This is a genomic window from Bacillus sp. RC252, from assembly GCF_044909215.1.
Lineage (GTDB): Bacteria > Bacillota > Bacilli > Bacillales > Bacillaceae_G > Bacillus_A > Bacillus_A mycoides.
Map to the genome: position 1 here is coordinate 17,288 of NZ_JBIYDV010000019.1, position 24,278 is coordinate 41,565.

The 24,278-nt window shown below is 35.2% G+C and carries 22 protein-coding genes; 7 read left to right on the forward strand and 15 right to left on the reverse strand.

The genetic code is table 11. The features are described 5' to 3' along the window. Positions 1–6 precede the first annotated feature (6 nt). Together ABH960_RS22900 and ABH960_RS22905 are read right to left on the reverse strand one after the other, a co-directional pair. Positions 7–186 (reverse strand): acid-soluble spore protein H, encoded by a 180-nt coding sequence (locus tag ABH960_RS22900; protein WP_002010492.1) that lies wholly within the window; start codon positions 184–186, stop codon positions 7–9. Positions 187–393: 207 nt separating this feature from the next. Then, a complete protein-coding gene (locus tag ABH960_RS22905) occupies positions 394–681 on the reverse strand; it encodes an ArsR/SmtB family transcription factor (protein ID WP_001075217.1) in 288 nt (95 codons plus the stop codon). A gap of 498 nt (positions 682–1,179) precedes the next feature. Here ABH960_RS22905 and ABH960_RS22910 point away from each other — a divergent pair, with 498 nt between their 5' ends. Together ABH960_RS22910 and ABH960_RS22915 are read left to right on the forward strand one after the other, a co-directional pair. Then, positions 1,180–1,608 (forward strand): TlpA disulfide reductase family protein, encoded by a 429-nt coding sequence (locus tag ABH960_RS22910; protein ID WP_404448682.1) that lies wholly within the window; start codon positions 1,180–1,182, stop codon positions 1,606–1,608. Positions 1,609–1,811: 203 nt separating this feature from the next. Further along, a complete protein-coding gene (locus ABH960_RS22915) occupies positions 1,812–3,431 on the forward strand; it encodes a lactate permease LctP family transporter (RefSeq protein ID WP_113937886.1) in 1,620 nt (539 codons plus the stop codon). A gap of 37 nt (positions 3,432–3,468) precedes the next feature. Here the strand turns inward: ABH960_RS22915 and aspA are convergent, their stop codons facing one another. The 3 genes from aspA to gloA2 all read right to left on the reverse strand — a co-directional run bounded on the left by aspA (position 3,469) and on the right by gloA2 (position 6,879). Next, on the reverse strand, positions 3,469–4,902 hold the full coding sequence (gene aspA, locus ABH960_RS22920; RefSeq protein ID WP_002029742.1) for an aspartate ammonia-lyase: 1,434 nt from the start codon (positions 4,900–4,902) through the stop codon (positions 3,469–3,471). 181 nt (positions 4,903–5,083) lie between these two features. Further along, on the reverse strand, positions 5,084–6,382 hold the full coding sequence (locus tag ABH960_RS22925; RefSeq protein WP_404448609.1) for a hemolysin family protein: 1,299 nt from the start codon (positions 6,380–6,382) through the stop codon (positions 5,084–5,086). A gap of 110 nt (positions 6,383–6,492) precedes the next feature. Continuing rightward, complete coding sequence (gene gloA2, locus ABH960_RS22930; RefSeq protein WP_404448611.1) at positions 6,493–6,879, reverse strand: SMU1112c/YaeR family gloxylase I-like metalloprotein; 387 nt, start codon at positions 6,877–6,879, stop codon at positions 6,493–6,495. A 91-nt stretch (positions 6,880–6,970) separates the two neighbouring features. Here gloA2 and ABH960_RS22935 point away from each other — a divergent pair, with 91 nt between their 5' ends. The 3 genes from ABH960_RS22935 to ABH960_RS22945 all read left to right on the forward strand — a co-directional run bounded on the left by ABH960_RS22935 (position 6,971) and on the right by ABH960_RS22945 (position 10,849). Continuing rightward, on the forward strand, positions 6,971–8,149 hold the full coding sequence (locus ABH960_RS22935) for a NupC/NupG family nucleoside CNT transporter (RefSeq protein WP_113937884.1): 1,179 nt from the start codon (positions 6,971–6,973) through the stop codon (positions 8,147–8,149). A 186-nt stretch (positions 8,150–8,335) separates the two neighbouring features. Further along, positions 8,336–9,352, forward strand: coding sequence for an LCP family protein (locus ABH960_RS22940; RefSeq protein ID WP_242310844.1), 1,017 nt, complete (start codon positions 8,336–8,338; stop codon positions 9,350–9,352). Positions 9,353–9,586: 234 nt separating this feature from the next. After that, the gene (locus ABH960_RS22945) at positions 9,587–10,849 is read left to right on the forward strand and encodes a VanW family protein (RefSeq protein WP_404448613.1); all 1,263 of its coding nucleotides are present in this window, start codon (positions 9,587–9,589) and stop codon (positions 10,847–10,849) included. 54 nt (positions 10,850–10,903) lie between these two features. Here the strand turns inward: ABH960_RS22945 and ABH960_RS22950 are convergent, their stop codons facing one another. Then, positions 10,904–11,176, reverse strand: coding sequence for a hypothetical protein (locus tag ABH960_RS22950; RefSeq protein WP_404448615.1), 273 nt, complete (start codon positions 11,174–11,176; stop codon positions 10,904–10,906). 15 nt (positions 11,177–11,191) lie between these two features. Beyond that, positions 11,192–11,710 (reverse strand): RNase A-like domain-containing lipoprotein, encoded by a 519-nt coding sequence (locus tag ABH960_RS22955; protein ID WP_002125157.1) that lies wholly within the window; start codon positions 11,708–11,710, stop codon positions 11,192–11,194. A 400-nt stretch (positions 11,711–12,110) separates the two neighbouring features. Between ABH960_RS22955 and ABH960_RS22960 the strand changes: the two genes are divergently transcribed. Then, the gene (locus tag ABH960_RS22960) at positions 12,111–12,659 is read left to right on the forward strand and encodes a TVP38/TMEM64 family protein (protein ID WP_113937881.1); all 549 of its coding nucleotides are present in this window, start codon (positions 12,111–12,113) and stop codon (positions 12,657–12,659) included. A gap of 63 nt (positions 12,660–12,722) precedes the next feature. On the opposite strand, the gene ABH960_RS22965 is transcribed toward ABH960_RS22960, so the two are convergent. The 3 genes from ABH960_RS22965 to ABH960_RS22975 all read right to left on the reverse strand — a co-directional run bounded on the left by ABH960_RS22965 (position 12,723) and on the right by ABH960_RS22975 (position 15,997). Then, positions 12,723–14,423 carry a M4 family metallopeptidase gene (locus ABH960_RS22965; RefSeq protein ID WP_113937880.1) on the reverse strand — a complete coding sequence of 567 codons (1,701 nt, stop codon included), beginning with the start codon at positions 14,421–14,423 and terminating at the stop codon, positions 12,723–12,725. 168 nt (positions 14,424–14,591) lie between these two features. Then, the gene (nprX, locus tag ABH960_RS22970; RefSeq protein WP_002174820.1) at positions 14,592–14,723 is read right to left on the reverse strand and encodes a quorum-signaling peptide NprX; all 132 of its coding nucleotides are present in this window, start codon (positions 14,721–14,723) and stop codon (positions 14,592–14,594) included. 2 nt (positions 14,724–14,725) lie between these two features. Further along, the gene (locus ABH960_RS22975; RefSeq protein WP_016101848.1) at positions 14,726–15,997 is read right to left on the reverse strand and encodes a tetratricopeptide repeat protein; all 1,272 of its coding nucleotides are present in this window, start codon (positions 15,995–15,997) and stop codon (positions 14,726–14,728) included. Positions 15,998–16,196: 199 nt separating this feature from the next. On the opposite strand from ABH960_RS22975, the gene ABH960_RS22980 reads away from it, so the two are divergent. After that, positions 16,197–17,660 carry a nicotinate phosphoribosyltransferase gene (locus ABH960_RS22980; protein ID WP_078178067.1) on the forward strand — a complete coding sequence of 488 codons (1,464 nt, stop codon included), beginning with the start codon at positions 16,197–16,199 and terminating at the stop codon, positions 17,658–17,660. Between the two features lie 223 nt (positions 17,661–17,883). On the opposite strand, the gene ABH960_RS22985 is transcribed toward ABH960_RS22980, so the two are convergent. From ABH960_RS22985 to ald, 5 genes are all read right to left on the reverse strand, one after another. Next, complete coding sequence (locus tag ABH960_RS22985) at positions 17,884–20,244, reverse strand: heavy metal translocating P-type ATPase (protein WP_113937879.1); 2,361 nt, start codon at positions 20,242–20,244, stop codon at positions 17,884–17,886. A 20-nt stretch (positions 20,245–20,264) separates the two neighbouring features. Continuing rightward, positions 20,265–20,642, reverse strand: coding sequence for an ArsR/SmtB family transcription factor (locus ABH960_RS22990; protein WP_002010461.1), 378 nt, complete (start codon positions 20,640–20,642; stop codon positions 20,265–20,267). A gap of 209 nt (positions 20,643–20,851) precedes the next feature. Continuing rightward, complete coding sequence (locus ABH960_RS22995) at positions 20,852–21,403, reverse strand: class I SAM-dependent methyltransferase (RefSeq protein ID WP_404448620.1); 552 nt, start codon at positions 21,401–21,403, stop codon at positions 20,852–20,854. 126 nt (positions 21,404–21,529) lie between these two features. Beyond that, positions 21,530–22,945, reverse strand: coding sequence for an amino acid permease (locus ABH960_RS23000; RefSeq protein WP_002063741.1), 1,416 nt, complete (start codon positions 22,943–22,945; stop codon positions 21,530–21,532). A gap of 103 nt (positions 22,946–23,048) precedes the next feature. Then, positions 23,049–24,182, reverse strand: coding sequence for an alanine dehydrogenase (ald, locus tag ABH960_RS23005; RefSeq protein WP_113937877.1), 1,134 nt, complete (start codon positions 24,180–24,182; stop codon positions 23,049–23,051). Between the last annotated feature and the right edge of the window lie 96 nt (positions 24,183–24,278).

Sequence of the window (24,278 nt, forward strand, 5' to 3'; positions counted from 1 at the left end):
TTTCTATTACATCTCTTCTAAAGCCGTCACATCCACGTGAACGCTCTCTCCTGGGTTGGATACGTCATACACTTGAGCACTACCCTTCTGCTCATCACAGCTCTCAATCCATACGGGGACTCCCTCGTATGTAACATCAATTCTACTTGAAGAAGATAATATCTGTTTCACACGTTTTACATCCATTATATTATTCCTCCTTTGGCTTACAACACTCCTTTCTATCTTTTCATATCCCTTCAGAATATATTCCGTCAATTTAGTACTTCAACCGATAGTTTGTTTCTTTCTAACGCGCTAATATATACGCTCTCAAATCTTCCTATTATTAGATCCTTTCCAAATAAAAAAAGACGTATATTTCACACGTCTTCTTTCCGTAATATTCAAAAATTAAGAAAATAATGTTTTTACTACTTCACTTACTTTATCGTTATGAATTTGATAGTACACTTCTAACCCGCGTCTCTCAAAGCGTACTACTTTATTTTGTTTTAATTTCGTTAAATGCTGCGAAACAGTTGATTGCGGAATTTCTAATACCTCTTGTAATTGTGTTACATTACATGTTCCACGCTGCATCAGTTCCATTACTAAACGTAGACGAAGTGGATGAGCTAATGCTCTTAACATCTGTACGTCTTCTTCTGAAATACGACAGTCAAATTGGTTTTGGTTCATAAAATTCCCCTCATTTTCATTTTTTATTTTCTTTTTATTTATTTATATATCTGTTCTTATATTTCCTGTTACGACATAACTTTATCAACCTATAATGCTGAGAAAATTTTCCGACTTTTATCAGCACACAGTTCAAGAAAAAATCCCACCTGATTTTGAATATTATACTATATGATACAATAAAAAAGCAAAACAAAGGGCTAGCAATACTTTGCTTACAAACGTTGTTTTATCAGGCTTTTTGTTATATTTTCACCTTACTGAAATGTACAGTAATGATATTGTAAAATATCGTCCATAATTGATAACCTATCGTAAAGTAATTTGACCATATTTAACCACTTTGTTACGATAAAAAGGAAATTTAAGTAAGGAGGATGATGTAATATTAAAAAATGGTTTATTATTGCGTTAATTAGCATTGCGGTTGGCTGGACTATTATCGATCACTTCCTATTAGACAACAAAGAAGATATAGCTTCAAAATCAAACACCCCCATTGGAACTGAAGTTGGCAATGTTGCCCGCAATTTCCTTCTAGAAACAACCACTGGTCAAGAAGTTCGTCTTACAGACTATAAAGGAAAAAAAGTAATATTGAATTTTTGGGCAAGCTGGTGTGGTCCATGCAAAATAGAAATGCCTGATATGGAGAAGTTTTATCACGATACTAAAGATATGGGGATTGAAATTGTCGCTGTAAATGCGACAGCTACTGAAAAAGACCCGAACAATGTAAAACAATTTCTTGAAGAAAACAAATATACCTTTCCCGTCCTATTAGATCAGAAAGGACAGGCAAGTGCCGCATATCAAATTATCAGTATTCCAACATCTTTTGTCATCGATTCAAACGGTGTCATTCAATATAAGCATGTAGGACAAATGACATATGAAAAAATGAAAGAATATGTAAATAATTTATAAAAGCGTAATCAAATCAATTTGATTACGCTTTTTGTCTACTTTATGAACAAAATGTTACTTTTAATACTATTATGGAATAATTATACTTTTTCACGTTGACAATAGTGTTGAAGGAGAATATACTAAGCATGTAAGTTGATTGTGAATAGTTTCACAAATAATGTGAATTTCTTCACATATAATAGATAGGAGTTGTCATTATTATGAGTACTTGGACACAAATTTATGACCCATTAAACAATATTTGGTTATCTGCACTAATCGCAGCACTCCCAATTTTTTGCTTCATTATTTGTTTAGTGGGATTCAAAATGAAAGGTTACATGGCTGGGCTTTATAGTGTGATCGTCGCTATTATTCTTGCTATATTTGTTTATAAAATGCCCGCAACTGTAGCTGTAGCATCTGCCGGATTCGGTGTTTTATCTGGATTTTATCCAATTTGTACTATCGTTATCGCAGCTATCTTCCTTTACAAATTAACTGTTAAAACAGAACAATTCAATGTCATTCGTGATAGCATTTCAAGTATTACAAATGATCAGCGTTTACAAGTATTATTAATCGCTTATTCTTTCGGTGCTTTCTTAGAAGGCGCAGCTGGTTTCGGTGTTCCAGTTGCTATTACAGCTGCATTACTTGTAGGTATGGGCTTTAATCCATTAAAAGCAGCAGGTATTTGCTTAGTAGCTAATATCGCTGGTGGCGCTATGGGTGCTATGGGTATTCCAGTTACAGTACCTGCACAATTAACTGGGCTAGATGCATTAACTGTCGGTCGTCAAGCTGTTTACATTTTGCCATTCATTAGCATTGTTTTACCGTTCTTACTTGTTTCAATGGTAGATGGATTTAAAGGCATTAAAGAAACTTGGCAAGGTATTCTTGTAAGTGGTGTTTCTTTCGCAATTACTCAGTTCCTTGTGACTTACTTCTTAGGCGCTGAACTTACTAATATTTTCGCAGCAGTCGTAAGTATGGTCGCTCTTACATTATTCTTACGTGTTTGGCAACCAAAATCTTCTGCTAAAGAAGAAAAACAAGAAGAAAAAGAATCTCATACATTCAATCAAATTTTATATGCTTGGTCCCCATTCGTATTCTTAACTGCATTTGTAACAATCTTTAATTTAAAACCAATTAAAGCTTTATTTGCTCCGGATGGTCCATTGGCAAACTTAGTATTTAACATTCAATTCCCTGGTCTTCATAATGCGGTTATGAAAACTGCACCAATTACAAAGGCTGATACACCTTTCGCAGCGATTTTCAAACTAGATGTATTCTCTTCTACAACTACTGCGATTGTATTAGCAATCATCGTTTCACTTATCGTCTACCGTGTAAACGGCAAAATGATTAAAGAATTAATGATCGAAACAATAAAAGAACTAAAAGTTCCAGTATATACAATTTGTAGCGTTATCGCTTTAGCTTACGTAGAAAACTACTCTGGTATGTCATCTACACTTGGACTTGCATTCTCTTCTACAGGAAATGCATTCCCAGTTCTTTCTCCAATCTTAGGATGGATTGGCGTATTCATTACAGGTTCAGTCGTATCAAGTGGTTCATTATTCGCACCACTTCAAGCAGTAACTGCCGATCAGTTAAACATCGTACCATCTACTCTCGTTTCATTAAACGTAGTTGGTGGTACAATCGCAAAAATGGTTTCACCACAATCTGTAGCAGTTGCTTGTGCAGCAGTTGGACTAGTTGGTCAAGAATCTGCTCTATTTAAAATAGTAATGAAATATAGTTTAATCTTCTTAGCTATTATTAGCTTACTTCAATTAAACGCTGTATTTAATATCTTCTAAAAAAAGCACCGATCCAAATGGATCGGTGCTTTTTACATTACATTTTTTTAGTCTTTAATAAAGAAGCACCAGCAATTTCAGGATGCGTCATTTCGTATGGATCCAAAATAATATCAAGCTCTTCTGCTGTAAGTACACCATGTTCTAAACATAGCTCCCTAACAGATTTTCCTGTCGCAATTGCTTCACGTGCAATGCGAGAAGCTGCTTCATAACCAATATGAGGATTCACTGCTGTAATAACTCCAACACTTTTTTCAACATATTGCTTAAGCAACTCTTCATTCGCTGTAATTCCCTTTATACAGTATTCACGGAATACACGGAAACCGTTATTCATAATACTGATGGATTGAATTAAATTAAATACTAATACCGGCTCCATTACATTTAACTCTAATTGTCCAGCTTCTGACGCTAAGCAAATTGTATGGTCATTTCCAATTACTTGGAAAGCAACTTGGTTAATTACTTCTGCCATAACTGGATTTACTTTCCCCGGCATAATAGATGAACCTGGTTGACGAGCTGGTAATTGAATTTCCGCCAACCCAACACGTGGACCAGACGCCATAATACGAAGGTCATTTGCAATTTTAGACATATTCATCATACATACTTTTAGTGCTGCAGATACTTCTGTATATGCATCTGTGTTTTGCGTCGCATCAACTAAGTGCTCTGCACCAACAAGAGGGAAACCACTAAAAGTTCGTAAATGCTTCACAACTTGTTCTATATAAGTAGGGTTTGCATTTAATCCCGTACCGACAGCTGTCGCACCCATATTAACTTCGTATAAATGTTGACGAGACTGTTTAATTCTTTTTATATCACGCTCTAGCACTCTGCTATATGCTTCAAATTCTTGTCCAAGGCGAATTGGAACTGCATCTTGCAAATGCGTACGCCCCATTTTAATAACGTGATCAAATTCTTTTGCTTTATCATGAAAAGCAGAGTGAAGTTCTTCCATTGTAACAAGAAGTTCTTCCAGCATCATAAGAGTTGCTATATGAATCCCAGTTGGGAACGCATCATTTGTTGATTGGGCCATGTTCACATGAGTGTTTGGACTAATTTTCGCATATTCACCTTTTTCGTATCCCATACGTTCTAGCGCTCTATTAGCAATTACTTCATTAGTATTCATATTAATTGAAGTCCCTGCTCCGCCTTGAATCGGGTCTACGATAAATTGATCATGGAACTTTCCATCAACAATCTCTTGTGCCGCTTCTGCAATTTCTTGTCCGATATCTTTAGCTAAGTAACCTGTATCTATATTCGCAAGCGCTGCCGCTTTTTTTACAATTGCCATTGCCGTAATGAGTGACGGATGAATGCGGTATCCTGTAATAGGAAAGTTTTCTACGGCACGTAATGTTTGTACACCATAATAAGCTACACTCGGTACTTCCTTTTCACCTAAAAAATCTTTTTCTATACGTATATCCTTCGTTGCTATCATTTTTCATCACCTATACTTTTCATTCTAAATCCTTATCTAAAGAATTCGCCCTATAAAATACGAGTATCATTAAATGAATTCTTCAGTATCCACTTTCACTATATAGCACCTTTTTTGAAAGCGCAAACATTTATTTTTCTATATATACTTTTTATTAAAGTTTATATAATAGAAAATCCATTCATTCTTCTACTTTCTTTATTTCAACTCGCTTAATTTGATGCATATCCTTTTCAAGAACTTTAAAAGAAAAGCCGTGTTTTTCAATAATATCTCCTTCAGCAACGATTTGCTTTTGTACCATAATCCAACCACCAATTGTATCAACATCATCAGCGACCAAATGTATGCCAAATAAATCATTTACTTCGCTAATAAGCACTTTCCCCTCTACAATTTTACACACTTCACTTATATGTTCTATAGGTGGATGCTCATCTTCATCGTATTCATCTCGGATTTCTCCAACAATTTCTTCTAAAATATCTTCCAATGTAACAATCCCTGCTGTGCCACCATATTCATCATATAATACAGCTAATGGAATGTGCCTTCTCTGCATTTGCAATAGTAAATCATGGATTGGGATATTTTCTAACACTTCAATAACTGGACGTGTATATGGTGTAATCGAACACTCTTCATCTCGATTACCATCCATATAACGAATAAATAAGTCCTTTACATTAACCATCCCAATAATTTCATCTTTATCTTCACCAAATACTGGATATCTCGTATATTTTTCTTGTGCGATTACTTTAATATGTGTCTCAAACGGCTCATCTTCATATAAGCCAACAACTTCAGTACGAGGTACCATAATTTCCTTTGCTACCCTGTTATCAAATTCAAAGATGTTATTCACATATTTAAATTCAGTTTGATTAATCTCGCCACTCTCATAACTCTCAGACAAGATTAATCTTAGTTCCTCCTCAGAATGCGCAACTTCATGTTCAGAAGCAGGATGTAAACCAAATAAGCCTGTCACAAATCGTGCAGAGCCATTTAAAGCCCAAATAAATGGATACATAACTCGGTAAAAATAAATAAGGGGCTTTGATAATAATAAGCTAACTTGCTCTGCTTTTTGGATTGCAAAAGTCTTTGGAGCGAGTTCACCAATTACAACATGTAAAAACGTAATAACTGCAAATGCAATAATAAATGAAACTGTACTTGTAATTGCAGGAGATAAATCCAATTTTAAAAACAGCGGTTCGAGTAAATGTTTAATCGTCGGTTCTCCTAACCACCCGAGCCCTAAAGCAGTAATCGTAATTCCTAACTGACATGCCGATAAATACTCATCTAAATTTGAAGTTACTTTTTTAGCTGCCAATGCGCCTCGTCTTTTTTCACTAACGAGTTGATCGATACGACTGCTACGCACCTTTATGATTGCAAACTCTACAGCTACAAAGAAACCTGTTAGCGCAATAAGAACAGCTACCATCAATAATTTTAAAATATCCACATATGTCCTTTAGCTTTTCTTAGCTAAAGTTACACCTCCTTTAAATAAAGAAGTTTCACTTTAGTTTCTTCATTTGCTTGAAAGCAACCCTATATAAAATTCACCAATTTTTAGCCCTCATACAATTCTAATGGCAAACCGTCAGGATCTTGGAAAAAGACGAATTTTTTTCCCGTTATCTCATCAACACGTATCAATTCCGTCTCAACATCGCATTGGTTTAAATGTTTAACAGCATCTTCTATATCAGTAACCGCAAAAGCTAAATGTCTAAGTCCAGCAGCCTCAGGAAAGCTTGCGCGGTCAGGCGGACTTGGAAATGAAAATAATTCAATTTGATACTCTCCTCCTACACATAAATCTAACTTATACGAATTTCGTTCCTTTCTATATACTTCATTCTTCACTTTGAAACCTAATATTCGTGTATAAAAATCCTTTGACACTTCATAATTTGAACAAATAATTGCAACGTGATGTACTCTACATATATTCATGATTCCTCTATTCCTCTCTTTACCAAACATGCATATTCTCACTTTAAATGAAAAACATATATATCAGAATATCTCTTTTAGGGGGCTTATTATGAAATTTATCACTTTTTTCGTTGGACTTATCGTTGTTTTTCTCCTTGCCTACATCGCTAGTAACAATAAAAAACATATTAAATTCAAGCCAATTTTCATCATGCTTATTATACAGTTAATTTTAACCTATTTATTATTAAATACAGAAATTGGCCTCATCCTTATTACGATAATTTCCAACTTGTTTACAAAGTTACTCGACTATGCTGCATCTGGTATAAATTTTGTATTTGGAGGTCTTGCAAACAAAGGTGAAATGCCATTTTTCCTTAATGTATTATTACCGATTGTGTTTATTTCCGTCTTAATTGGTATATTACAACATTTCAAAATACTACCATTATTTATTCATTGGATTGGTTTCTTTCTTAGCAAAATAAATGGTCTTGGGAAATTAGAATCTTACAATGCCATCGCTTCCGCTATTGTCGGCCAATCAGAAGTTTTTATTACGGTAAAAAAACAATTAGCTCAAATCCCAAAACATCGACTTTATACACTTTGCGCCTCTGCTATGTCTACCGTATCTATGTCCATTGTTGGTGCCTATATGACGATGATCGAACCAAAATATGTAGTAACCGCACTCGTTCTGAACTTATTTAGCGGTTTTATTATCGTACTCATTATTAATCCTTACGACGTTAACGACGACGAAGATATTTTAGAAATAAAAGGTGAAAAGCAAAGTTTTTTTGAAATGCTCGGAGAATACATCCTTGATGGTTTTCGCGTAGCAATTGTCGTCGGCGCTATGCTCATTGGATTCGTCGCATTAATGAGTTGTATTAATGACCTATTCCTCATTATATTCGGCATTACTTTCCAACAACTAATAGGCTATGTATTCGCCCCTATTGCATTTCTTATCGGCGTACCAAGTTCTGAGATTGTCACAGCTGGTAGCATTATGGCAACAAAGCTTGTAACAAATGAATTTGTAGCAATGATGGATCTTAGTAAAATTTCCAGCACTCTCTCTATCCGTACAGTTGGTATTATTTCTGTCTTCCTCGTTTCTTTTGCCAACTTTTCTTCCATTGGAATTATTTCCGGTGCTGTAAAAGGGTTAAACGAAGAACAAGGAAATGTTGTTGCCCGGTTCGGCTTAAAATTACTATACGGAGCTACTCTCGTTAGTATTCTATCTGCAATTATTGTAAGTATTATGTTGTAATTAGGTAAAATTTTATCATTTTCTTATCCTTATCTTTTGTATACAATAACGAATAGATGTCTCATAAATAATCGAGACATCTATTTTTTATACATGTACAATCCATTTTATTTAGCGTAAAATATTTTTTATGTGTTTTAATACGCTTCTAGATATATACACTTTGATAGTTTTAAAGGAGAACAAATGATGAAATCCGACGTTAACAAAAATAATCGAACCACAAAAAAACAATTAAAGAAAAAACGCCTACTTTGGTTCATTCTCATTCCATTACTTATTGTAGCAATGGGAGCAGGAGGCTATTCCTTCCATATATACAGTAAAGCAAAATCTGTCTTAAGCAATGCCTATTCTGAACTCGGCCGGGGAGATAAATCCAGCAAACGTGAAAAAGCTGTTAAACCTATGACTGACAACATTTCTGTCCTTATTATGGGTGTTGATGAAAGTGATATCAGGGAAAAAGGTTACGGAAAAGCAACTCGTACGGATGCATTATTACTTGCAACAATTAATAAAAATGATAAATCAGTTAAACTTGTCAGCATTCCACGTGACTCACGCGTCTACATTAAATCACGTGATAAATATGATAAAATCACACACGCACACGTATTTGGTGGTGTAGACAGCACAATTGATACAGTAGAAAACTTTTTAGATGTCCCAGTTGATTACTATGTAAAATTTAATTTCAAATCCTTTATCAAGATCGTTGATTCTCTAGGTGGTATAACTGTCGACGTTCCCGTTGAGTTCACAGAACAAAATAGTAGCGACGAAGCAGATGCAATTCACCTCAAAAAAGGACGTCAACATTTAAATGGAGAAGAAGCACTTGCACTAGCTAGAACTCGCCATATTGACAGTGATTATATGCGCGGTCAACGACAACAACTTGTTTTAGAAGCTATTGCTGAGAAAGCACTATCTCTCAATTCCATTAATAAAATCGGAAGCCTATTAGATGCTGTCGATACAGACTTAAAAACAAATTTAACTTTTGATGATATGATGACTATTGCAAAAAATTCAATGGATTCAAATTTAAAAATGGATAAATTGCAAGTGGAAGGTACTGATAAATATATAGGTGGTATTTATTATTACGTTCCAAACGAAAAGAGTGTTAATGATATATCGACAACACTTCAAGAACATCTCGGTGTTACGAATAAAAATGAGCATAAAAAATTATAATAAAAAGGCTGCTAGATTTTTCTAAGCAGCCTTTTTATTATAATTTTCAACATATTTCTCATTCATATTGTGACAAAAAGAGACAATTATTACAGCAGTGTAACATTTTTTATGAAAACATTACACACGTAGTGAAAATAATAGTATACTAGGACGTACATAATGTTATTTTCATCATTTTTATACAAAAAATGTAATACATATATTTATACAAATTTTTCTGGGGGGAAATAAATGAAGCTAAGCAAAATCCTGATCGGTTCCGCTATCGCTGGTGGCATATTACTTTGCGTTGGTGGTGTTGGTGGATATCAATATGTATCCAAATTAAATAATCAACTAAATACAACTGCACTACCAAACACTACATTTGAAGGTATTTCTCTTGATGGAAAAAATAAAGCAGCTATTCAAGCCCTTGTTAATCAAAAGGTGAATGAATTAAATCAAAAACCTCTTAACTACGTATTCCAAAATGATAAGCAAAATTACACGTGGAAAGATTTAGGAGTAGATTATAAAGAGAAGGATATTGTCGACAATATCTTTAAAGAACAAGAAGGGAACGTAATGAATCGTTACAACATGCGTAAGCAAGCTGAAAACGGTGAAGTAAAACGTGACTATAAATTAACACCACAATTAAATACAACAACTTATGAAACCTTTATAAAGGATAAATATAATGAAACATTAAAAAATCCTGTCAACGCCGAATTAAGTGTTGAAGGCTCTACAGTAAATATTAGCCAAAGTCAAACTGGGGAAAAAATTGATAAAGGAAAATTAACCGATTTAACAAGCGCAGCTATTACTTCTGGCACATCCGATGTTGTATTACCAGTTACACTAATAAAACCTGAACGTTCTACAGAAGATATACAACAAATGGGGATTAAAGAAGTGATTGCTGAATACTCTACCCCAATGGCTGGCCGTAATGGAAATCAGTCCTATAACGTAAATAAGTCAGCTAATACTTTAAGTGGAGTTATTGTAGCACCTGATGAAACGTTTAGTTTTAATGGCCGTGTTGGCGTAACTGATGCTGCACATGGTTATAAATCCGCAGCAGTATATTCACAAGGTAAAGTTATACAAAGTGCAGGCGGAGGTGTTTGCCAAGTAAGTAGTACTTTATACAGCGCAGCTTTAAGGGCAGATTTAGGAATTGTTTCTCGAAGCAATCATTCTATGCCCGTAAATTATTTACCACTTGGGCAAGATGCAGCAGTAGCAGATTATGGTCCGGATTTTAAATTTAAAAACAATACAGGTAAGCATATTTACATTCAAGCATTTTCAAATGGCGGTAGTATTACTACACGTATTTTCGGTACAAATACTGGTAAAAATGTTGAAGTTTCTTCTCAAGTAGTTAGTAATACTGGTGATAAAATAACAGCGGTTACGTATAAAAAAGTAACACAAAACGGTGAAGTACTCTCAAATGGACAAATTTCAAAAAGCGTATATAAAAGTGCCCCAAAACAATGAGATAATATCAAACGGACAAATTTCAAAAAGCGTATACAAAAAGGCGTGATCTACTCACGCCTTTTTCTTTTGCAATAATAGTAAAAAATTTTCCAGATGATCTTTCGTTTCTTCTAAAGACCACACACGATTGCCTTGCTTCGCAGCTAATACGCACGCTTCTTCCCACGCGTTCTTTTTCTTCATATTTACTAATTCATCGCGTAATTTCAAAACAATCTCTTCGTCCTCTTGCTCCATAAACTCTTCCATCACGCTTACTATTTCATCCTCATGAATACTTAACGTACAGTACGATTTAAGAAAGTATTGTAATGTTGGATACATATATACTCCCCCCCTTTATTTATCTGATGGATAAGAAGTAATAATCTTAAATCCTAGATTTCCTGATTTATCTCTCGCTAAAACAGTAACAGTCTTTACTAGCTTGTCTTTTACATTCATATTTTTCTTTATTACTGTTTTTCCAACTGGGAATGAATGAGTTGTATTCAATACAAGACGAGCCTCTTTAGAGTTTTTCAACCAATCCTGAATTTCTTTATCATGTTGTTTTAAACTATCTTTCACAGCCTTTGTCGCTGTTTCCTTATCATAGTATGTACTTGCCGCTGAAACTTTATCTGTCTTCAAACGATTCTTCAAATCCTCTTCCGATTTGCCTACATGCCTTTCAATCGTATGACCATTTTTAGGTGGCCCTTCCATTTCATCTAAAATATTATCACTAATTTTTTCTACTGATGTAGAATGATCCTCTTTTGGTTTTTCTGTTTTTTGTTCTTTTCCTGCACATCCACTTAAAATCAGCATTAGTGCCAATAAACTACTCAAGAAAAGACTACTTAATCGTTTCATCGTATCACCTCTTCCATGATTATTATCGTAACTCCACTAAAAGTCAATTTCACAAAGAAAAAATGTATACGGTTTTAAAATCCTCATTCATTTTGCTATATTTTCCCCCCCCCCTTTCATCAAATCACTGTTTTTCGCCCTTCTTAAAATATACCCCCATGTTTTTATAATTATTTCCCGGATGAAAACACCAATCAAAACACTCCACGAGCCCTTTAAATATAGGATTTTCGGAGTGTTTTTCAAATAAGTTAAATATACCCCTGTTTTTATATACCCAATACCTACATAAGGTATATAAACAGCTTTCTATCAACTGTTTTCTACATTATGTAAATTTGCACTTGCCTATACAATAGAAATATGGTGTAATGCAAAAAAAGATAAAGGATTTTATAAAATGGTTGAAACAATTCAAAACTTCTTAACAGATTATTATTCAATCGCAATTCCACTTAGTATCTTAATCAACATCATCATCAGTCTTTTAGGTTTTATCCCTAGTATTTTTTTGACCGCTATTAATATACAACTCTTCGGTGTAACAAATGGTACAATCATTTCGATCACAGGCGAGGCATTAGGGGCTATTATCTCGTTTTATATTTATCGTATAGGCCTTCAAAGGTTCACTCACGATAAAGTAAATAAGTATCCAAAGGTAGAGCGCCTTCTTTACGTAGAAGGCAGGGAGGCATTTCTACTCGTCCTATCTTTTCGTTTTATTCCTTTCATTCCATCCAGTATCGTTACTTTATTTGCAGCTCTAGGCAAGATGTCATTACTCTCTTTCAGTATTGCCAGCACAATAGGGAAAATACCGGCCTTATTGATTGAAGTATATTCTGCATATCATGTCATAAACGGAACAAATGAAGCGAAGTGGATTATAACAATCGCGGGTTGTGTTGGATTATTTTATTTGTGGAAAAAATGGAGAAAAAAATAAAGAAGGAGCCTATGCTCCTTCTTTATTTTTGAGGTATTTTATTAATAACTATCCCTTAAAGCCTTAGTTTACACCAACAGCACTAAATGATTGCTTAACTGCTGCTACTTCTGCAGAGCTAGCACCATATAAATCAGCTGCAGCTTGTACTGCACCAGCACGAGCTTGACTAAATGTAGTAGATTGCGTGAAATACTGTGTATTTGCACGGTAGTAAATCGCACCTAATTTATCTTTACCGATACCAGTTACAGTTACACCAGAATGCGTACCACCATTTGCTAATAAATAAGCTTGTTTGTTAATAATACCACTGTTTGTATGAACGCCACCGTTATCACTTGAACCAGTGTAACGCTTAGAATAATGGTCTGGATCACCATATTTCGTTGGATCACTCATAGAACGCAGTGCATCTCCTGCTTTACCAGGCGTGTAAATATCTTCACCAATCTCCCAATCCGGGTTACGGTTATCATAGAATTCTACTAACGTACCAAAGATATCAGAAATTGCTTCATTTAATGCTCCTGATTCATTTTGATAAATTAAATTCGAGCTATTTTCCGTAACTGCATGCGTTAATTCGTGACCAATTACGTCAATACCACCAGATAATGAAGTGAATGTTACACCATCACCATCTCCGTATACCATTTGTGAACCGTTCCAGAACGCATTATTATACTTACTTCCGTAATGAACAGTTGATTTTAATGGTGCTCCTGCATCATTAATAGAATTTCGGTTAAATGTATCTTTATAGTAATCATATGTTTTACCTGCATAGTAATGAGCATCTACTGCTGCTGCATCATACGCTGCATTGAAAACATTATCTGCATCTGCCCATAATGTTCCTGGTAACGTCGAACGATTTTTCGCATCATATGTGAAAATTGTTGCTCCGCGCGTATTATCTTGCAAGTAGTAAGATGATCCAGATAACGTTGTATTAAGCGATTTCGTATCTCCTAATACACCTTTACCAGTTCCTACTTTATTCGTTCCTGTTACAGGCTTTATAACCGCTTTCGCATCCTGTTTAGGAGCATCTTGTTTAACAGGAGACTTATCATCATTTGTTACATGATCAATTGTATTAAACTTATTTAATACTTTACCGCTTTCCGCCTCAATGAAATAGTAGTAATTTCCTGGGCTTGGATCTAAGAAGTTTAGATTTACAACGTATGCATATGTCGTTTCTTCACCGTTTTGATATACATATAAGTCCGCTTTTGGTTCTACCTCATATTTAGGTGTTACTCCTAAATCTTGCTGCGCGATTTCAATTGCTTTTGCGCCTTCAATCTTATTTTTGTTTTTTAACTTTTCCTTTTTGTCTAAATCAGGCGCAACTGTTCCAGACAATACCTTTAAAGAACCATCTTTACTTACGTGAGCTACTTGAGTAGATCCCCATACAGGTACTCCCTCGTAAACTTGTTGCATACGTACTACTGTTGAATCAGTTACAGCGTCTTTTTTCACTTGTTTCACTTTGAAAGAATCTTGCGCACTCTTTTCCCCTAACTTATAATCACCTTTTGCCGCGTTTAAGTAATCAAACACAACAGATTCCGCTTTCTTACCAGTCGCTCCAGTTAGATCACCAGAAATAAACTCAGGTGACTGTACCGTCTCATTGTACTTCTTAGTAGAGAGTACATTTTTAGAATCCGCAAATGCAGAGCCTGTCCCTCCGAACGTAGTAACTGCCATTCCTGCCGCTAACACTAACGCTAAACTCTTCTTTTTCATCTAACATTCCCCCTAATAAAAAATTTTTGAAAAAGAGTAGTTTCATATTATCATTATGTTTCCACTATTAATATACTAAAAATTCAAATAATTGTTTTCTCAAGTTTTGTAGAATTTTCGGGAGCAAATATTGAGAAACCCCTTTCCGTTTGGAAAGGGGTTTTTTGGTTATGAATTAATTTGTTGAACCGTTTTAGCTTGTTGACCAACGATATCAGGTTTACTACTATACTGATGTATTCCTCCAGCAACTGTAAGAGTTACTATAAACGCCAATACTCCAAATACCATCTTTTTCATTTTCACTCCTCCTTATTATCATTCATCAAATCAATAACTAACCTATAATATCGATTACTTTCCTCAAATCTCGATAAACTAGCGAAATGTTCTGCGAGTTCAACGTATACTTTCTTTAATTCTATTTTATTTCCCGCAGATTTATACAAAGGAATAGCCTCATTTTCCAAAAATACTTTATAATCTTTTGCTTCTTCAAAATGTTTATATCTAAGAATTAAAAGCAAATATAACTTTGCATTAAATCTCTCTTCTTGTTTTGCTGCAACAATTCCCTTATCAATCCATTCTTTTGCCTCTTCTAATTCTTCTAATTTAATGCATACTAATGCCAGTTCATATATTGTATCTAGATAGTTTAAATCTACTTGTTTTTGAAGTTGCAGACTATCCAAATAATATTTCTTCGCCTGCTGATATTTGCTTTTTTTATAATATATACTTCCCATATTGCTTAAAGTAATAGCTAAAAGTACATCCTTATCCGCAAAAGATGTGGCCTCCCTCAATATACTCTCATACATTCTTAAGGCCTCTTCATACTGACCTTTTTCTGTGTAACTTACTGCAATAAGTATCTGGCAATTAATTATATTTCTAAACTTATATTCACTACGAAATCCTTCTAATGCTATATTCACAAAATGAATTGCAAGGTGATGAATATCTAAATGAGTATATGCAAGCGCTATATTATAGTACATACCCGTTTCATGATACCCTTGTTCCTTGGCCATTACTTCTGTTTTTAATAAGTGGTCTAGTCCATCCTTCCATCTATACTGCAAACAGCACAATAACCCTCTACTGTACGTATATAATAACTTCTGAAATGGAGAATACTTTTTGTAGACTTTCTTTAATCTCTCTAATTCTTCTTCAATTGCAGATATATCCCTTTTCATAATTAAATAACGTGTATACAGCAGTTTATAATAATTTATAATTTCAAAATCCAACACATGCTTCATTTCACCTTGCAACTCTTCGTATATGCGCTCTACTTGTTGCTTGTCCAAATGAACTAATGCATTCAACCACTCGTCCAACTTCACCTTCACATCTTCTTCTACATCTCTCAAATCCGTCACAGCAATTTCTAGTCTTGTGCAGAGCAATTGTAGAATTTCTTCTGATGCTTCAATCTTTCCATTTTCGATCTTACTTAAGTATGAGACAGAACAAATGCCCTGACATAATTCTTCTTGTGTCATTTTTTGCTGTAGCCGTTTATAAAAAACTTGCTTGCCTATTTTTTCTAATGTTTGTTGCATTGTCCTCCTCCATTCTCATTACCCCCATTACTCTAATAATACATAAAATCTTGAGAAATATAAATTGATAAATGTAAATTTTCTAAAAAATATGCATTATTTCATTTTTTTCTCCCTTGACTTCAATCCCCTATTACTTCTTTGCTACGGAAGGGGGAAAATTGGTATACTATAACCAAATTGCGGAGGTGTTTTCACAATGAATCATTATAAAGACGATAGTTACGCCTTACATACAGATTTATATCAAATCAACATGGCTTATACATATTGGAAAGATGGTATTCATACTCGCCGTTCTGTTTTTGATCTATACTTTCGAAAGCTTCCATTCGAAAACGGCTATGCTGTTTTTGCTGGTCTTGAAAAAATTGTAGAGTACATAGAAAATTTCAGCTTTACCGAAAGTGACATCGCTTATTTAGCAGAGCTGCAATTTGAAGAAGACTTCCTTCATTATTTACAAAACATGAAATTTACTGGCACGATTCGTAGTATGCAAGAAGGCGAAGTTGTTTTTAATAACGAACCATTATTACGTGTTGATGCACCGCTTGGCGAGGCACAAATAATTGAAACCGCCCTCTTAAATATTGTAAATTACCAAACATTAATTGCTACAAAAGCTGCACGTATGAAGCACGCTGCAAATAATGATGAGCTTTTAGAGTTCGGTACAAGACGCGCTCATGAGTTTGATGCTGCCCTTTGGGGAACACGAGCTGCCTTTATTGGTGGGTTTTCATCTACAAGTAACGTTCGCGCAGGGAAACGCTTTGGCATCCCTGTAGCTGGCACACATGCCCATTCTTTCGTTCAAGCATATCGCGATGAATATGTTGCATTTAAAAAATATGCTGAAACACATAAAAAATGTGTATTTCTTGTCGATACATACGACACATTAAAATCTGGTGTTCCAAATGCGATTCGTGTTGCAAAAGAGTTCGGGGATCGTATCGATTTTTATGGCATTCGCCTTGATAGTGGTGATATGGCATATTTATCAAAGGAGGCCAGAAAACAACTTGATGCAGCTGGATTTACAAACACAAAAATTATCGCTTCTAGCGATTTAGATGAATATACGATTATGCACTTGAAATCTCAAGGGGCAAAAATTGATGTATGGGGTGTTGGTACAAAGCTGATTACATCCTTTGAGCAGCCAGCATTAGGGGCCGTTTATAAACTAGTCGCTATTGAAGATACTGACGGAAAATTAAATGATACGATTAAGATTTCATCTAATCCTGAAAAAATTACAACCCCAGGACTTAAACGAATTTATCGTATTATTAACCGTGTTAACGATCATGCAGAGGGCGATTATATTGCTTTAGAGTCAGAAGAACCCGGAAAAGAAGAGCGTTTAAAAATGTTTCATCCAGTTCATACATATATAAGTAAATTCGTAACAAGCTTTGAAGCACGCGAACTGCATCAAGATATTTTCATTAACGGTAACAGAGCGTATGAATTACCTAATATATTAGAGATTCAAAAGTATAATGAACGCAGCCTCTCACTATTTTGGGAAGAGTATATGCGAACTTTAAACCCAGAAGAGTACCCTGTCGATTTAAGCCAAGAATGTTGGGATCATAAAATGAATTATATTCAAACTGTTCGAGAACAAGTTGAAAAAAACATACAAAAATAAAGTGAAGCTTTAATTAGTGGGGTTTTGTCCCTCCCCCACTTCTCCATTTTTCAATACTATATAGATATTTGTAAAAAATATATTAAAATAATAAGAAGAATATTGTTTTTTATAATTTAATATATTACATTATTTAAAAACAAAATAATATTTGATGTTATTTTCTTGAGTCAATTTCAACAAAATAACCAATAAAAAAGAGGACGCAATTGCGTCCTCTTTTTTATAAATCTTTTACTCGTAGTACACGCATTGCATTTAATACTGCAAGTAACGTCACACCAACATCTGAGAAGACTGCTTCCCACATTGTTGCAATACCAAAGGCGCCGAGTAATAACACTAACCCTTTTACCCCTAATGCAAATATAATATTTTGCCAGACAATACTACGTGTACGTTTTGCAATTTTTACAGCTGTCGCAATTTTTGAAGGCTCATCAGTCATAATAACGATGTCAGCAGCTTCAATTGCTGCATCTGATCCTAAACCGCCCATCGCAATACCAACGTCTGCCCTTGCTAGTACTGGCGTATCATTAATACCATCACCGACAAATGCAATCTTTTCTTTACCGCGTTTTGCTGCATCAATTTTTTCGATTTCTTCTACTTTTTGGTGTGGTAATAATTCGGCATGGACTTCATCTAAACCTAATTCTTTACCAACAGCTTCACCAACTGATTTTGCATCACCAGTTAACATGACTGTCTTCTTAATACCTAGTTCTTTTAACTTTTGAATTGCTTGTTTTGAATCCTCTTTTACCTCATCAGAGATAACAATATAACCTGCATATTTACCATCTACAGCAACATGAACTAGTGTACCTACTGTATTTGGTTGCTTAAATGTAATGTTTTCTTTTTTCATTAATTTAGCATTACCTGCGAAAATTTCTTTTCCTTGTACCTTTACAACCGTACCAAGACCTGAAATTTCACTATAGTCTTCAATACTATTTTCATCGATTGATTTTCCATATGCGTTTCGAATAGATTGTGCAATCGGATGATTTGAATATACTTCTGCAAATGCTGCATATTCTAATAGCTCTTCAGCTGTGATACCTTCACTAGGCTCCATCTTCGTAACTTTAAAGACACCTTTTGTTAATGTTCCTGTTTTATCAAAAACGATATATTTCACATCATTCAATGCTTCTAAATAGTTACTTCCTTTTACTAAAATACCACTTTTAGATGCCCCACCAATACCTCCAAAGAACCCAAGAGGAATCGATACAACGAGTGCACATGGACAAGAGATTACTAAGAACACTAAAGCTCTATAAATCCAATCGGAGAATGTAGCACCCTCTAAAATAAGTGGTGGAATAAATGCCATTATTGCTGCTGTTATAACTACAACAGGAGTATAATAACGTGCAAACTTCGTAATAAAGTTTTCTGTTGGCGCTTTTTTGCTACTTGCATTTTGTACTAAGTCTAAAATTTTCGATACAGTGGATTCACCGAACTCTTTTGTAACTTCGACAATTAATACACCATTTTGGTTTACAAAACCACTTAATACGTCATTACCAACTTCTACTTCCCTCGGTACAGACTCACCTGTTAACGCTGAAGTATCCATCATTGATGTTCCCTCAACTACTTTCCCGTCTAACGGTACTTTTTCACCTGGTTTTACGATAATATACTCACCAACTTGCACATCTTCTGGTGATACTTGTTTCGTTTCGTTTCCAACTTTCACATTCGCATAGTCAGGACGAATATCCATTAATGACGTAATTGATTTTCGAGAACGATTTACTGCAATACTTTGGAACAGTTCCCCTACTTGGTAAAATAGCATAACTGCTACCGCTTCTGGATATTGTTGAATCGCGAAAGCTCCTAAAGTTGCAATTGCCATTAAAAAGTTTTCATCGAACACTTGGCCGCGAGTTATGTTTCTCGCCGCTCTCCAAACGATATCTCCACCTATTAATAAATAAGCAAGGACGAATAATGGAATTGTTATCATTTGCGGTAATCCGGCTAATGCAGCAATTCCTGTCAAAATTCCACCGACTACTAATCGTCCTATCATCTTTTTCACATTTCCATCACCATGATCATGGCCATGGTCGTGTCCTTTTTCCTCTTCACGAACAACTTTTACATCAGGCTCTAACTTTTGAACAACATTTTTTATATTTTGTACAGTCGATTCAAGTTCTCGTTTATTTGCAACTTCTACTCGTAATTTCTTTGATACGAAATCAACAGTCGCTTCTGAAACCGTTGGCATTTCCTTTACCTTATTTTCAATCTTCATTGCACAATTTGCACAATCTAAGCCTTCTAATACAAATACTTCTTTTACTGATTTTGTTTTTTGCTCTTCTTGCACTTTAATATGCGGCTCTAATTTTGTAACAAGTCGCTTCGCTTCCGTAACAACTTGATTTTCTTTATTTTGCGGTGTTTCTAAAAGCATCGTTTTTGTTGCAAAGTTTACGGAACAAGATGTTACCCCTTCTATATTCCCAACACCTTTTTCAATTTTCATTGCACAATTTGCACAATCTAAACCTTCTAGCATAAGTTTCTTTTTCACTAATGCTTCTGCCATCGTTCTCCCTCCTCGCTTTTTTATTCTTCCTCGTTTACGTGTTCAAACGCTTGCTCGAAGATATGAATTACGTGTTGATCAGCTAATGAGTAATAAACTACCTTTCCTTCTTTACGGTTCTTTACAAGCTTTGCTTGCTTTAATACACGAAGCTGATGTGAGATTGAAGATTGCGTCATTCCTAATAAATAAGCTAAATCACAAACACACATTTCAGCTTCAAATAATGCATGTAATATTCTCGTACGTGTGCGGTCACCTAATACTTTAAATAATTCTGCTACTTTACTTAAACTTTCATCAGTCGGAATTGTTTGTTTTACTTGATCCACGATTTCCTCGTGAATTACCGTTTGAGAACATGCTTCCTGTTGCGTTTCTACTTTATTTTCAGCCATCACAGCTCACCTCTTCATTTGAACATATGAACAACTATTCATATGTCTTATACCTTTATTATATGAGCGTCCATTCATATGTGTCAATGAATTCTCATACATTTTTTAAAACATTTCGTTCACATTTCAAAATAAACATATAAATATTCTCCGCATCTATCATGCTCTTCATACAAAAAGGATGCACGAAAACTACCGTGCATCCCTTCTTATTTATTAACTTTTACTGCATCCACAATTAACGAAGCAAATCCTAATTTACCATCTTGATTTCTATGATCAAAACGTTTCGATCGATAAATAAATCCACCGTTCTCTTCCCAATCACTATAATGAAACTGGCCATTCTCATCACAGTATTCTAAAAGCTTTACTTGAAAACCTGCTGCTTCAAACATAGATATAATCGTTTTGTAGTTATGTACAATTTTATGACTTGCAGCTGGATGATCTAACGGGCCAGGTCCTCCCACTTGCACACCATGCTGATACTCTTCATTTGGGAAAAATGCACCCGGCACTGCACAGCGAATATATCCATTATATTCCAAAAGCTCATAGCAAACTTTAGCTGCTTCTATACCTTCTTCATACGATAAATGCTCCCATACGTGCTCAGCCAAAATTACTGATAAAGAATTAGACGGAAATTTATTAATCCACGTTTCTCTTTTTAATAAATGTAATTCTTTTTCATTCGTATGTAACCACCCTGGGTTATTATTATATCCCTCTGCTCCAACGACAACTTCCGTCTCCATCTTTCCACCCCTTCTTATATTCCGACATAAAAATTCGACAACATAACATTGGTCTCCTTTATTTCCCCAAAAGAAAAAGCCTTGCGCGCTCCCTAGACGCACAAGGCTTACTAACTTTATATCCCTTTAATTAGCTTTTTCTAAACTATCTTGCGAACTTCCATCGTCTTTTAAATGACTATGTTTTTTCGAATAAACAAAGTATACAACCACTCCGATTGCTAACCAAACACCGAAGTATATCCATGTTTTTAACGGTAGATTTACCATTAAGAATAGACAGCTTGCAACTGAAATAATCGGTAAGATTGGTACAAGTGGTACCATAAATCCACGTTGTAATTTCGGGTGCGTTTTACGAAGAATGATGACAGTTACACCAACCATCGCAAATGTTAATAACGCTCCAATATTCGCTAAATTCGACAATTCTTTTAAATCGATAAATCCGGCAATTAAAGCACTACCAATTCCTGTTAACCAAACTGAAAATGTTGGTGCTTCTGTCTTCTTGTTAATTTTCGCAAAAGATTTTGGCAATAAACCGTCACGGCTCATAGCGAAGAATACACGTGTCGTAGCGTAGATGTATGCGAAAATTACAGCCATAATACCAATTACAGCTCCAATAGCGATTACACCAGCCACTTTATCTTGTCCTACAACTTCTAATACATAGGCCATCGCTTCAGGTACATCTAATTCCTTATAAGAAACCATACCTGTCATAACGAGACAAACTACAACATAAATGATTGTACAAATGACTAATGAAGCAATAATACCAATCGGCAAATCACGTTGTGGATTTTTCACTTCTTCAGCAGAAGTTGCTAATGCATCAAATCCTAAGAATGCGAAGAATACTGCTGCTCCTCCGGCAAAGACTCCACTTAAGCCGTACGGTGCAAATGGTATCCAGTTTTCTGGTTTCACGTAGAATACACCAACTGCAATGAATAAAACAACAATACCAATTTTAATTAATACCATTATGTTATTCACACGCTTACTTTCTTTTGTACCTCGTGATAATAACCAAGTTATCACCAACGTAACGATAACTGCGGGTAAGTTCACCATACCACCTTGCGATGGAATCGTTAACAACGCTTTTGGAATTTCAAGTCCCAATCCACTCACTAAATTATTGAAATAACCTGTCCATCCGCCAGCTACTGCGGCAGTCGTTACGACATATACGGATAGCAATGTCCATCCCATTAAATGGGCAACAAACTCACCAATTGTTGCATATGAATATGTGTACACACTACCTGAAACAGGAAGTGCAGATGCAACCTCTGCATAACATAAAGCTGCAAATCCACAAACAATTGCTGCAATCATAAATGAAAAAATAACTGCTGGACCAGCATCTCTTGCTGCTACTAATCCAGTTAATACTAGAACTCCTGTACCAATTATCGCACCAATCCCTAGCATTGTTAGGTCAAATGCCCCTAGCGTTTTCGTCAAAGTTTTACTTTTACTTTCCCCTAACAATTGCGTAACGGATTTCTTTTTAAATAGGTTGGCCACGATGAATGCCCCCTTTTACCAAGAAGAGCTAAGAGGTATTATCTCTTAGCTCTTATCATGTTGTTTTATATATTGTTCGATTTTGTTTTGTATAATGCTTCTATTAGCAAGATACTGTTTCTGCTTCTAATAATTCTTTAGCACCCTTGTACTCTACACCGTGAGCTTCTGCCACTGCTTCGAATGTTACATAGCCATCTAATGTGTTAATACCTTTTAATAATGCAGTGTTGCCTAGGCAAGCTTCTTTGTAGCCTTTGTTAGCAATTTGTACTGCATATGGTACTGTTACGTTTGTTAATGCAAGAGTTGATGTACGTGGAACCGCACCTGGCATATTTGCAACTGCATAATGAACAACACCATGTTTCTCATAAGTTGGGTTGTCGTGAGTTGTAATACGGTCAGTTGTTTCGAAAATACCACCTTGGTCAATCGCGATATCTACAACAACAGAACCTTGTTCCATTGATTTAATCATTTCTTCAGTTACAAGTTTTGGAGCCTTTGCACCTGGGATTAATACTGCACCGATTACAAGATCAGATTCTTTTACAGCTTCTGCAATATTGTAAGGATTAGACATTAAAGTTTTTACTTGGTTTCCGAAAATGTCATCTAATTGACGAAGACGTTCTGCACTTAAGTCGATGATTGTTACATCCGCACCTAGTCCAACTGCAATTTTAGCAGCATTTGTACCAGCTTGTCCACCACCGATAATTGTTACTTTACCACGTTTAACTCCTGGAACACCTGCAAGTAAGATACCTTTACCGCCTTTGTTTTTCTCAAGGAATTGCGCACCGATTTGTGCAGCCATACGACCAGCTACTTCACTCATAGGTGCAAGTAATGGTAATGAACGGTTTTCTAATTGTACTGTTTCATATGCGATAGCAACAACTTTCTTTTCAATTAACGCTTTTGTTAATTCTGGTTCTGGAGCTAAGTGTAAGTATGTGAATAAGATTAAACCTTCGCTGAAGTGTTTGTATTCGCTTTCAACTGGTTCCTTAACTTTCATAACCATTTCCATGTTCCAAGCTTCTTCAGCCGTCTCAACAATTTTCGCTCCCGCTTCAACATACTGAGCATCTGTGAAACCAGATCCTACACCTGCGTCCTTTTGAATGAATACTTCGTGATTGTTACGAACTAAATGTACAACACCTGCTGGTGTCATTGCCACACGGTTTTCGTTGTTTTTAATTTCTGCTGGTACCCCAATACGCATAATGAAATGCCCCCTTATAATTAACAGAAAAAAGGAATTCTTTTTTCTTTTTTAAATAATTAATAACTTATGTCCTTATTCTAGCATAACTTAAAA